General features: G+C 54.4%; 8 protein-coding genes. All 8 read left to right on the top strand.

From position 1 onward, the window contains the following. The first annotated feature begins 1 nt into the window (after position 1). From V7051_RS09415 to V7051_RS09380, 8 genes are read left to right on the top strand one after another with little or no spacing between them, the layout of a single operon-like run. Entirely contained in the window at positions 2-1,498 is a 1,497-nt protein-coding gene (locus V7051_RS09415) for a CheR family methyltransferase (protein WP_333874662.1), read from the top strand. Next, positions 1,495-2,085: a chemotaxis protein CheW gene (locus V7051_RS09410; protein ID WP_333874663.1), complete on the top strand. Its 591-nt coding sequence runs from the start codon at positions 1,495-1,497 to the stop codon at positions 2,083-2,085. Before V7051_RS09415 ends, V7051_RS09410 begins: the two co-directional genes overlap by 4 nt. A gap of 59 nt (positions 2,086-2,144) precedes the next feature. Then, a complete protein-coding gene (locus tag V7051_RS09405) occupies positions 2,145-3,872 on the top strand; it encodes a methyl-accepting chemotaxis protein (protein WP_333874664.1) in 1,728 nt (575 codons plus the stop codon). Between the two features lie 32 nt (positions 3,873-3,904). Continuing rightward, positions 3,905-4,042: a hypothetical protein gene (locus V7051_RS09400; protein WP_333874665.1), complete on the top strand. Its 138-nt coding sequence runs from the start codon at positions 3,905-3,907 to the stop codon at positions 4,040-4,042. Further along, on the top strand, positions 4,035-6,254 hold the full coding sequence (locus tag V7051_RS09395; RefSeq protein ID WP_333874666.1) for a hybrid sensor histidine kinase/response regulator: 2,220 nt from the start codon (positions 4,035-4,037) through the stop codon (positions 6,252-6,254). Before V7051_RS09400 ends, V7051_RS09395 begins: the two co-directional genes overlap by 8 nt. A 23-nt stretch (positions 6,255-6,277) precedes the next feature. Further along, positions 6,278-7,414, top strand: a complete 1,137-nt coding sequence (gene cheB / locus V7051_RS09390; RefSeq protein ID WP_334168737.1) for a chemotaxis-specific protein-glutamate methyltransferase CheB — start codon at positions 6,278-6,280, stop codon at positions 7,412-7,414. Positions 7,415-7,417: 3 nt separating this feature from the next. Next, positions 7,418-11,341, top strand: a complete 3,924-nt coding sequence (locus V7051_RS09385) for a response regulator (protein ID WP_333874668.1) — start codon at positions 7,418-7,420, stop codon at positions 11,339-11,341. Between the two features lie 37 nt (positions 11,342-11,378). Next, on the top strand, positions 11,379-12,605 hold the full coding sequence (locus V7051_RS09380) for an EAL domain-containing response regulator (protein WP_333874669.1): 1,227 nt from the start codon (positions 11,379-11,381) through the stop codon (positions 12,603-12,605). Positions 12,606-12,617 lie beyond the last annotated feature (12 nt).

Raw genomic sequence — 12,617 nt, 5'->3', positions numbered from 1 at the left:
CATGGACATAACCGAGACATCGCAACATTCTTTATTGGCGCGTTTCAGCGAATTCCTGGCACAGCAGATAGGGCTGCATTTTCCTCCGGAACGCGAGTGTGACCTGCTGCGCGGGATCGAGGCTGCTGCGCGGGACTTCGGATTCCAGGATGCCGGGGCCTGCATGCAATGGTTGCTATCCACCCCGCTGGATCGTAACCGGATCGAAATCCTTGCCTGTCATTTGACGGTGGGAGAAACCTATTTCTTCCGCGATCCTCAGGTATTCGAAGCATTGAAAATGCATATTCTGCCCGCGCTGATCCAGTCCCGCAGATCATACGGGCAAACGTTCAGACTTTGGAGCGCCGGTTGTGCGACTGGAGAAGAAGCTTATTCGCTTGCCATTCTGGTGCAGCGGATGATCCCCGATTTCAAGCAATGGCACATCACCATCCTCGCCACCGACATTAATCCCCATGCTTTAGCCAAGGCCGAATCCGGTAGTTATGGCGAATGGTCTTTTCGTAATGCGCCTATTTGGCTGAAAAGCGGTTATTTCCGCCCAATTGAAAATGGCCGCTACGAAATCATTCCCTCAGTGCGCGAAATGGTCACGTTTGCCTACCTCAACCTGATGGAAGACGCCTATCCGTCGCCGATAAATAATACCAACGCGATGGATATCATCTTCTGCCGCAATGTAATGATGTATTTCAAGCCGGGTCAAGCCACTCAGGTAATGCGTAGGCATTGCCTGACACTGGTGGATGGCGGCTGGCTGGTTATCAATCCTACAGAGGCTTACCGGACCATGACTGAAACGATGGACATGGTTAATTTTTCCGGTACGGTCCTATATCAAAAAATTGCTTCGGGCACAACACCGGGTTCGGTAGAGTCTTCTCAGGCGAGGCCGGAACCGCTCGAACAGATTAGAATCGACCCGGCGGCGACAAAACGGCCTTCGCGAAAGCCTGAGCTGGTGGCCGTAGACAAGGCGTCGTTTCCATCGAGATCGTCTGACTATGGGCTGGCCCTGACTCTTTTCCAACAAGGGCGTTACGCCGAAGCGTCAGCACAAGCCGTCAGGCTTCTGTCCAGTTGGAAAACCAAGGTGCAGGCAATGACTCTTCTCGCCAGAATCGACGCCAATAAAGGGGATTTGGCTGGTGCGCGGCAATGGTGCATGCAGGCGATTAATGCCGACTGCCTGAATCCAGCCGGGCATTACCTGATGGCTATCGTGCTGTTGGAACAGGGGCGGACCGACGATAGCATGCAGGAACTCAAGCGCACGTTGTACCTGGATCCGGATTATGTGCTCGCCTATTTCACGTTAGCTACCCTGTATCGGCAACTGGGCAGACACAAGGAAGCCGGGAAACATTTTGAAAATGCGCTGCTGTTGCTCGATGCACTTCCGCCCGAAGAGGTTCTGCCGGAGGCGGAAGGCATGACCGCAGGACGCTTGGCGGAAATCATCCACACTCTATGCGATCAGGAAAAGTCGGCATGAAAAAACAGAGCATCAAAACCGGCACGAAAGACCCGGCCAAGACTGATTCAGGACAGCTGGGTTCCACCACGCCGCAACAATGGCAGGGCATTCTCAAGGCCAGGGCTCTGGCGCTTGCACAAATGCCGGAGCAGGCCGGGCCAACGGAATCTATCGAAGTCGTAATATTCCAGCTGGCCTATGAAACCTACGGTATCGAAACCGCCTGGGTACGCGAGGTTTACCCGCTGAAAGACCTTACCCCGCTGCCATGTACGCCCGGGTTCGTTGCCGGCATCGTCAATGTGCGCGGCCAGGTCATATCGGTGATAGATATCAAAAAGTTCTTCGACCTGCCGGAAAAAGGGCTGACCGATCTCAACAAGGTGATCATCCTTTCCAACGGCGTTATGGAGTTCGGCATTTTGGCGGATTCCGTCGTCGAGGTGAAGTCTATCCCGCTGAATAAAATTCAAGCCGGACTGCCAACGCTCACCGGTATCCGCGAGGACTATCTGAGAGGAATCACGGCAGAGCGGCTGGTGATCCTGGATGCGGCGAAGCTGCTGACGGACAGCAATATCATCGTGCATGAAGAGTGTGCGTAAATGAACCAGCGATCCGGCAAAAATAATGTACGACACGCTATGAATAAGAGGCTAACAACATGAAATTCTCAATTGGATCGAAACTGTGGACAGGGTTTATCTCCATTCTGTTTGTACTGATGGTTGTCGGCGGCATTTCCTATACGAATACGGCAAAGCTGACCGATACCGCGCGCTGGGTAAACCATACCTACAAGGTACTGACCAAGCTGCGGGAACTGCTGTCCGCGCTACAGGACATGGAAGTCGGCCAACGCGGTTACATCATCACAGGCGAGGAACGCTATCTGGAACCTTATCAAGCGGCCATACACAATATCGACAAGCTGATCCTGGAACTTAAGCAGCTCACTGTGGATAACCAAATTCAGCAACGGCGCTTGGAAACGATAGGCTCATTGGTTGCAGGCAAGCTTGACGAACTCAAGGCAACCATAGACCTGCGCCGTAATAAGGGCTTGGAGGCGGCGCGGTCTGTGGTGGTGTTGGACAAGGGCAAGAAATTGATGGATGAACTGCGCGCGGTCGTGCGGGAAATGGAAGACCAGGAAAACGAGCTATTGAAACAACGGGAACAAGAAGCCGCAATCAGTGCGCAAAACACCGTCAGGTCGATTATTTTCGGTTCTTTGTTTGCCTGTGCGCTGGTTATCGGGGGAGGCTTGTTCCTTACCCGGCATATTTCCAGACCGCTCAAAGAGATTGCGAGCATCGCCGAACGTATCGCCGCCGGAGATTTGTCGATGACGCTAGACGTCAGCCAGCGGGCTGATGAAGTGGGGGTGCTGATGCGGATGTTCGCCGGCATGCTGCAATCGCTCCAGGAAATGGCTAATATTGCGAAACAGATTGCCGCAGGTGATCTTATGGTGCAGGTAAAGCCGCAATCGGATAAAGATACTTTGGGAAATGCGTTTGCCGCGATGGTGAATAATCTGCGCAAGCTCACGCTGGAAATTCGCGACGGCATGAATGTCCTGGCCTCATCATCGTCGGAAATACTGGCGACGACCACACAGGTGACTTCCAGCGCCGCGGAGACGGCAACGGCGGTCAGCGAAACCACAGCGACGGTCGAAGAAGTCAAGCAAACGGTACAGCAGGCCAGCCGGAAAGCCAAGTTGGTATCCGACAGCGCGCAGCAGGTGGCGAAAGTCTCACAAACGGGACGGCAGGCTGTAGAAGAACTGATAGCAGGAATGGACCGCATCCGCGAGCAAACGACCACGGCGGCGGAAAGCATTGTCAGATTGAGCGAACAGAGTCAGGTCATTGGCGAGATTATCCTGACCGTTAATGACCTGGCCGAGCAGTCCAACCTGCTGGCGGTCAATGCCGCTATCGAAGCGGCGAAAGCCGGCGACCAGGGCAAGGGCTTTGCGGTGGTGGCCCAGGAGATCAAGAGCCTGGCGGAACAGTCCAAACAGGCAACAGCCCAGGTGCGGACCATCCTGGGCGATATCCAGAAAGCGACCGGTGCGGCGGTGATGGCTAACGATCTGAGCGGTAAGGCGGTGGAAGAGGGCATGCAGCAGTCGGATGCAGCCGGAGAGTCCATCCGCATGCTGGAGGAGAGCATCGGCGAGGCGGCGCAGGCGGCGTTGCAGATAGCGGCCTCAAGTCAGCAGCAGTTGGTCGGAATGGATCAGGTGGCGCTGGCGATGGAGAGCATCAAACAGGCCAGTATCCAGAATATGGCCGGCACCGGGCAGGCCGAGGCCGCTGCGCAAAACCTCCACGAACTGGGAGGGAAGCTTAAGCAGCTGGTGGAACGGTACAAAATTTAAAGATGATTTGTTGCATGCCGGTGGTGGTAGCCATGAGTACGTTCTATTCATTCAATCGGGTGCGGGAAAAACATAATGGGATTGTGGGCATGAATGATAAGCGGGTTGACGGCGCCAATAGGATGAGGCTTGAGGCCAAGGAACAGCTAATGGAGGATGCCGATGTCTGAAAAAGAGAGCGATTTCCTGAAGCGCTTGCTGGTGACTTTCAGGATCGAGGCCCAAGAGCATCTCGATGCGCTGTTCGCCGGAATTGGCGAGCTTGAGAGAATACCTGATGAAACCAGGCAGGCTGAACTGATTGAGACGATATTTCGCGAAGCGCATAGCCTAAAGGGTGCGGCCCGGTCGGTGAATATGACGCAAATTGAAGCGGCTTGCCAGTCGTTGGAAAGCACTTTCGCCGAGATGAAAAATCAGCGCATTGTGCTGACAACGGAATCATTCGACCGCCTGCACCAGGAAATCAATCGCCTGGGCACGTTGCTTGAGCCCGAACCGCAGGTCGAGCCTAAGCCGCAGATCAAGCACGGTTTAGAAGAGAGGGCCGCTGCTGTAGCAGAAACACGGCCCGAACCGCAGATATCCACGGTGCTGAGCAAAGCTGCCAGGGCTTTGCCGGAGGAAGGCTTGGCGGTAGCTGGAACAGTCAGGATTTCCACGGAAAAGCTCGATTCGATTTTTTTGCAGGTCGAGGAAATGTTGACGGCGAAGCTACTGGCGCAGCAACGCCGCCAGGAGCTGCAAACGCTGCAAGCCATGGTGGCCGAGTGGAGCAAGAACTGGTCAGAGAAAGTAGCGCAGCATCCGGACTTTTTCAGTACGCCGGTAAAACAGCCGCAATGGCTGGAACTGGTCGAGCAGAACTCAGCCTTCATCAAGACGCTAAGCTATCAGCTCGGCGTGATGGGCAAGACAGCCGATCAGGATCAGCGCATGGTGACGAAAATAGTGGACGAGCTGCTGGACAATATGAAAAAAGCCTTGATGCTCCCTTTTTCGACGCTGATGGAAGTTTTTCCCAGATTGGTGCGCGATCTAGCCAGGAATGGCGGTAAAGATATCGAACTGGAAATCCGGGGCGGCGAAATTGAGGCTGACCGCAGGATACTTGAGGAAATCAAGGACCCGCTTATCCATCTGTTACGCAATTGCGTCGATCACGGCATCGAGTTGCCGAATGAACGGGCAAGCTGCGATAAACCGCTACGCGGAAAAATCAGTATCGTTATTTTTCCGCGTAGCGGCAACCGCGTCGAAATTGACGTTTCGGACGACGGCGCCGGGATCGATACTGTCAAGGTGAAGGCTGCAGCCGCCAGGCTAGGCATCCAGCAACAACAAGATGCGTTCGGGTCGGATGACGATACGGATGTGGAACTGATCTACCAGTCGGGCGTTTCAACCAGCCCGATCATTACAGAAGTTTCCGGCAGAGGCATCGGGCTCGCAATCGTGCGTGAAAAAGTGGAACGACTGGGCGGTGGCATCGCGGTTGAAACCCAACAGGGTGTCGGCACCACGTTTCGCATCGAGTTGCCGCTCACGCTCGCCACTTATCGAGGCGTCGTCGTGCGCGTGGCGATGCAGACGTTCGTACTGCCGGGCAGTCATGTGGAACGTAGCCTGAGAATTCGCCGGGACGACATCCGGACCTTGGAAAACCGCGAAACGATCCGGCTGGGCGATCAGACGTTGTCGCTGGCATGGCTGGGCGATGTGCTCGGCATAGCCGGTCAGGACGCAAGCGATACCTTGTTGCATCAAGTGCTGGTGCTGACCGCCGGTGAAAAGCGCATCGCATTTGTTGTGGACGAAATTCTGGGCGAGCAGGAAGTATTGGTCAAAAGCCTGGGACGGCAGCTCTCGCGGGTACGCAACATCTCGGGCGCGACCATTCTGGGATCGGGCAAGGTGGTGCCGATACTGAATGTTAGCGATCTGCTGAAGTCCGCTTTGCAAACGGCGCACACCGGAATCGGCAGAACGCTTGAATCCAAAGCGGAAACGAAAGCGCCTAAGCAAGCCGTGCTGGTGGTGGAAGATTCGATCACCGCACGCAGCCTGCTTAAGGGCATTCTGGAAGTTGCGGGCTACAAGGTGGTGACGGCGGTCGACGGCATTGACGGCCTGACCCAGCTGCGTAGCGGCGAATTCGACATCGTGGTGTCCGACGTGGATATGCCGCGCATGAACGGCTTCGACCTGACGGCGAAAATACGTAGCGACAAAAAGTTGGCCGATTTGCCGGTGATACTGGTGACGGCGCTGGAATCACGCGAAGACCGCGAACGAGGCGTCGATGTCGGCGCCAATGCCTATATCGTCAAACGCAGTTTCGAGCAGAGCAATTTGCTGGAAGTACTGCGCAGACTCATTTAAAGGGAACAAGATGGCGGAAAAACTTGAATACGGAACGAAATCCCGAGAGGCCGGAGAGTATGATGGTCGATAGCGCGTCCGACAATGCAAACAGGCGACCGCCGATCAGGGTATTGGTGGTCGAGGACTCGGTTTCTGTACGGGAGTTTCTGGTTTATCTGTTTGCTTCGGATCAGGAAATCCAGGTGATAGGCACGGCCAATAACGGTGAAGAAGCGCTCACGGCCGTCCAGGACAGCAAACCCGACGTGATCACTATGGATATTCATATGCCGAAAATGGACGGTTACACAGCAACCCGGGTCATTATGGAACGTTTTCCTACGCCGGTTGTGATTGTGACCGGCAGTTCTTCGGTCAGGGAGATGGCGACTACCATCAGGGCATTGGAGGCGGGCGCGCTGGCGATCGTAAAAAGACCGGCGGGCATCGGCCACCCGGATCATGCGGCAACCGCAAGAGAATTGATCCAGACCGTCAAGCTGATGTCGGAAGTCAAGGTCGTCAAACGCTGGCCACAGCGGAGAATAGCGGCTGAAGATGGCATTAAGCCGCTTATGCCGGAACCTGTCCGCAGAGAAGTACATTTAGTGGCAATCGGATCATCCACCGGCGGGCCGCCGGTATTGCAGCTTTTATTATCGAGACTTCCGAAGAATTTTCATGTGCCGATTATCATCGTCCAGCACATTGCACAAGGTTTCACCGAAGGGTTTGCGCAATGGCTTGCGGAATCTTCAGGCTTTCCTGTCAGCGTGGCGGCGGACGGCGAGCTGATGCAGCCCGGCCATGCTTATATCGCGCCGCACGGTTTCCAGACAACAGTAGACAGCCACGGGCATATCACACTGCAAGGCAGCAACCCGGAGAACGGACATCTGCCGTCGGTCTCGTGCCTGTTCCGCTCGGTCGCGGAAGCTTTCGGGGCGGGCGCAGTCGGGATATTGCTCACAGGCATGGGCAAGGATGGCGCTGTAGAGCTTGGTTTAATGAAGGCAACAGGAGCGATTACCGTTGCCCAGGACAAAGAAAGCTCCCTGGTGCACGGTATGCCGGGTGAGGCCATCTTGCTGAGCGCCGCATCGTACGTGCTGCCGCCGGATAAAATCGCCGATGTGCTGACGAATCTGACCAACCACCCAAGTAAAATTGGAGAGTAACTGATGAAATTCGAAATGAATAAGAACAACAGCGTCAGAATTCTTATCGCCGAGGACAGCCGTACCCAAGCCGAGCAACTGCGTTTCCTGCTTGAGCAACATGGCTATCAGGTGATCGTCGCCGCTGACGGTAAGCAAGCGCTACAGGCAGTCATTGCGGAAAAACCGACTTTGGTCATTAGCGACATTATGATGCCGGAGATGAATGGCTATGAACTGTGTAAAGCGATCAAGTCCGATGAAAAATTGAAGGATATTCCGATTATTTTGGTCACTTCACTGGCCGATCCGCATGACGTGATCCGAGGATTGGAATGCGGAGCCGATAATTTCATTCGCAAGCCTTATGACAGCGATTACTTGGTGTCACGCATCAATTATTTGTTGATGAACCTTGAACTGCGCAAGAACCAGAAGATGCAGCTGGGGGTGGAAATCGATCTCAACGGCCATAAACATTTTATTACCGCCGAGCGCCAGCAAATCCTGGATCTGTTGATTTCGACATACGAGCAGGCCGTTCAGGTCAATAGAGAATTAATACAGCGGGACAAGGAATTAATGGACTGCAATGAGATGCTCACCGGACTGTATTACATTGCAGATGGACTCAATCAAGCGGACAGCGAACGAGCGGTAGCGGAAACAGTGCTGGAGCGGGCAATGAAGTTGCCGGGAATACAGGCCGGCTGGATCTGGCTGCGGGACGGCGAATCCGGTTTCCGGCTCGCCGCCGCGCGCAACTTGCCGACAGTGTTGAACAAGCCGCCGGATGCCTTCGATAGCCTTTGTGCGTGCCAACGCAAACTGCTCACCGGCGAACTGGACAATGCCGTCAATATCATCGAGTGCGAGCACTTCACCAAAACGCTGAGTAAAACGGATGGTTTGCGCCGCCATGCCAGTATTCCCCTGTGGAGTAGCGGCCATTACGCGCTGGGTGTCATGAATCTGGCCGGATATGGCGACGGTCTGTTTGATGAAAAGATACTGAAAATATTGTTCGGCATCGGCAATCAGGTAGCGGTGGCTTTGGAGCGCGCCCAGCTGCACGAGCATCTGGAGCAGTTGGTCGAGGAAAGAACCGCCAAGCTTGCGGCGGAAATGGCGGAACGCATACGTATCCAGCAAGAACAGGCGCGACTGGTGGCGATCATAGAGGCCACCTCCGATCTTATGTCTACCGGAGATATTGACGGCAACGTGATTTATTTGAATCCGGCCGGCAAGCGGATGTTGGGATTTGCGCCGGAATTCGACGCGGCCACGATAAATTTTTTTGATACCCATCCGCTGTGGGCGGCGCAGTTGATCAGGAACGAGGCGATTCCCTACGCGATTGAACATGGAATCTGGAACGGAGAGACGGCGCTGTTTGGGCCTGACGGCCGGGAGATTCCGGTTCTGCAATTGATTATCGCGCACAAAGAACGGGATGGGGCGCTGGCCTACTTATCGACGATCATACGCGACATTACCCAGTACAAGAAGGCGGAGGAAGCGTTACGGGAAAGCGAAGAACGTTACCGGCGGATTACCGAGGGAATCACCGATTACCAGTATACGGTGCGCGTCAAAAACGGTCGCGTTGTGGAAACCATACAAAGTCCGGCCTGCGTAACGGTGACAGGGTATACCGCGGAAGAGTTTGCCGCCAATCCCTATCTCTGGATTCAGATGGTCGTGCCGGAGGATCGCGCACTGGTCATGAATCGCGTACACCAGATTCTGGCAGGGAATGACGGTTTACCTATTGAACATCGGATCATCCAAAAAAACGGGGAGACTCGATGGATTAATGACACGATCATTCTGTTCAAAGACGCCTCCGGGAAACTGCTGTCTTACGACGGCGTGATCAAGGATATTACCGAGCGTAAATTGGTAGAGGAGACGGTGAAACGCCTCAACGAAGAGCTGGAAAGCAAGGTGGCGGTACGTACCACCGATTTGGAATTGGCACGGCGGGCGGCGGAGGAAGCTAATCGGGCTAAATCGACTTTTCTCGCCACGATGAGCCATGAGATTCGCACACCGATGAACGGTGTGATCGGCATGGTCGACATGCTGCACCAAAGCAGTCTTAAGGGCTATCAGGTAGAAATAGTCGATCTGATCCGCGAATCGGCGTATTCCCTGCTGGATATCATCGAGGACATTCTCGATTTCTCGAAGATCGAGGCTAACAAGCTGGAGCTCGACAGTGCGCCGATGCAGGTAGCCGACATGGTCGAGAAAGTTTGCGCGATGCTGGACAATCTGGCCGAGAAAAAACGAGTGGAACTCACCCTGTTCACCGATCCGGCGATTCCCGCAGAAGTGCAAGGGGATGCCGGGCGGCTGCGCCAGATGCTGGTTAACCTCGTCAACAACGCGATCAAGTTTTCCGGCGGACAAGAAGGTTTAGGCCGGGTCTCGGTGCGGGCTGTACTGGTAGAACGCAGTCCGGAACAGATTATAGTGGAGTTTCGCGTAGCCGATAACGGTATCGGCATGGATAAAGAGACGCTGTCGGGACTGTTCATGCCTTTCGTTCAGGCCGAAGCTTCCACCACCCGGCGCTTTGGCGGTACCGGACTGGGGCTGGCTATCTCCTTTCATCTGGTGAAACTGATGGGCGGTGAGATCGCGGTGCAAAGCGAACTCGGTAAAGGTTCCTCCTTCAGCGTACGCTTACCGTTCGTGCCGCTGTCGGTCAAGGCTAATGCTGCAGAAGCTCCGGTATCCAGGCTTTCGTGCCTGGTGATTGGCGACTCGTTGGGGCTGGCTGACGATGTTGCCGCGTATCTCGGACACGGCGGCGCGTTTGTCGAACGGGCAGTGAATCTGGCGGTAGCGCTGGAGTTGAGCCGGGTGGATTTGTCAGGTCCGTGGGTATGGATCATCGATGCCGATATTGCGCCGTCACCGCTGGATGAATTGCGCGCCATTTCCAGCCGTCGGCCGGAACAGGACATACGTTTCGTTGTTATCGGGCGCGGGAAACGCCGCAAGCCGCGTCTGGAGGATATCGGCATGGTGTTGGTGGATGGTAATGTGCTGATTCAAGCGACTGTGTTTAAGGCTGTGTCGATTGCCATCGGGCGGGAACAGGAGGAAAAGGCAGAGCCTTTGTTAGGCAAAACTGAAGAAGCGTTTAGCCCGCCATCGAGAGAGGTGGCTCTGCATCAGGACCGGTTGATCCTGGTGGCCGAAGATAACGAAACCAACCGGAAGGTGATCCTGCGTCAGCTCGCTCTGCTCGGTTTTGCTGCGGACGTGACTGATAATGGTCGTCAGGCGCTGGAACGCTGGCAGAGCGGTGAATATGCGTTGTTGCTGACCGACCTGCACATGCCGGAAATGGATGGCTATGAACTGACAACGGCCATTCGTGCAGAAGAAAAGGATTTTCGGCGTATTCCGATTGTGGCTTTCACCGCCAATGCGCTCAAAGGTGAGTCTGAGTACTGTCGCGTCGTCGGTATGGACGATTATCTGAGTAAGCCGGTGCAACTGGCTCAGTTGAAGGCTATGTTGGAAAAATGGCTGCCGGCCGCTGCCGAGTCAGGTTCGTATTCATGCGCTATCTCGCCCATGCAAACCATGGCGGTTAAGCCGGTGGATGTGAATGTGCTCAAGGAGATGGTTGGCGACGACCCGGCGGTGATTGATGAGTTTCTGCATGATTTCCGTATCAGCGCAACACAGATTTCAACGGAGTTGAAGATAGCCTATGCAGCCGGGCAAGCGGCAGAGGTGAGCGCGCTTGCGCATAAACTTAAGTCTTCGGCCAGTTCGGTGGGTGCGTTGGCGCTCGGCGAGTTGTGTGCAGAAATAGAACAGGCGGGCAGAACGAATCAGGTCGAGGTATTGGACGAACTTCTACCCCATTTTGAGATAGAAATAGCCGTCGTGGACGACTATTTGGATACATTAAGCCCGTAAATAATATCCGGGACGAAATAAAAGCAAGAGGAAAACCATGATTGAAAAATCTATAATCAAGATTTTGGCGCTCGATGATGAGACCTTCATGCTCAAGCTGCTTGGCCGCATGCTGGCTAATCTTGGATTTAGCCAAGTGACGACCTGCGACAGCGGATTCGACGCACTGGAGTGGATTGATCGGCCGGATAATTCGCCGGATATCATTTTACTGGACCTCAACATGCCGGAGATGGACGGGGTGGAGTTTGTGCGGCACTTGGTAGAACGGCTCTATACCGGCAGCCTTATCCTGATCAGCGGTGAGGATGAACGCATGTTGCAGATTGTCGAGAAACTGGTATTGGAGCACAAAATCTCGATTCTCGGCTATTTGCGTAAACCCGTTAAGCCGGAGGATTTATTCGCTCTGCTGAAGAAATGGGGGCCGCCCTGTCAGAGTGAGCCTCGAGCGGAGAAGAAAACATACAATGCCGACGAGGTGCGTGCGGCTATTATCAATGGCGAGCTGATCAATTACTACCAGCCCAAAGTGGAGCTGGCGAGCGGCAAGATGGTGGGGGTCGAATCGCTGGTGCGCTGGCGTCATCCACAAGACGGCATCGTGTTTCCCGACCAGTTTATTAGCGTGGCGGAAAAGTATGGATTAATTGATGAGCTGACGCGGACTGTCGTCAGTGAAGCGTTTGCTCAGGCCAAAATCTGGCAGGATAGCGGTTTGCACTTGCATGTGGCGCTTAATATTTCGATGGATAATCTCGCAACCTTGGAGTTTGCGGATTATGTGATAGCGATGGCTTCGGCTACGGGCATTGCCCCGGAAAGCATCGTGCTGGAAGTGACGGAAAGCCAGCTGATGAAGAGCTTATCCGCGCCGTTGGAAATTCTGACCCGTCTGTGTTTGAAGCGCTTTCGCCTGTCGATTGACGATTTTGGCACCGGCCATTCTTCGCTATCCCAGTTACGGGATATTCCGTTCGACGAACTTAAAGTGGATCAAGGGTTTGTGCATGGTGCGGCCGACAACGATACGCTACGCGCCATTTGCTGTGCCAGCCTGAGTCTGGCACAGCAAATGGGCATGAAAACGGTGGCCGAAGGTGTGGAAAATCAGGCAGACTGGAATTTCCTGCGCAACACGAGCTGTGATTTGGCCCAAGGTTATTTCATCGCGAGACCCATGCCTGCCGAGGAAATTCCCGGCTGGATCAGCGCCTGGGAAGCCAATATTGAAAACTTCATGAAAGCCTCTTGCGTTAGCTGAGCTTAAGAGCCA

Source organism: Methylobacter sp., from assembly GCF_036845245.1.
Taxonomy (GTDB): Bacteria; Pseudomonadota; Gammaproteobacteria; order Methylococcales; family Methylomonadaceae; genus Methylobacter_A.
This window is presented reverse-complemented; position numbering and strand designations above follow the sequence as displayed.

Coding starts and splice junctions, on each gene's coding strand:
- V7051_RS09415 (WP_333874662.1), top strand. CDS start 2: ATGGACATAACCGAGACATCGCAACATTCTTTATTGGCGCGTTTCAGC.
- V7051_RS09410 (WP_333874663.1), top strand. CDS start 1,495: ATGAAAAAACAGAGCATCAAAACCGGCACGAAAGACCCGGCCAAGACT.
- V7051_RS09405 (WP_333874664.1), top strand. CDS start 2,145: ATGAAATTCTCAATTGGATCGAAACTGTGGACAGGGTTTATCTCCATT.
- V7051_RS09400 (WP_333874665.1), top strand. CDS start 3,905: ATGAGTACGTTCTATTCATTCAATCGGGTGCGGGAAAAACATAATGGG.
- V7051_RS09395 (WP_333874666.1), top strand. CDS start 4,035: ATGTCTGAAAAAGAGAGCGATTTCCTGAAGCGCTTGCTGGTGACTTTC.
- V7051_RS09385 (WP_333874668.1), top strand. CDS start 7,418: ATGAAATTCGAAATGAATAAGAACAACAGCGTCAGAATTCTTATCGCC.
- V7051_RS09380 (WP_333874669.1), top strand. CDS start 11,379: ATGATTGAAAAATCTATAATCAAGATTTTGGCGCTCGATGATGAGACC.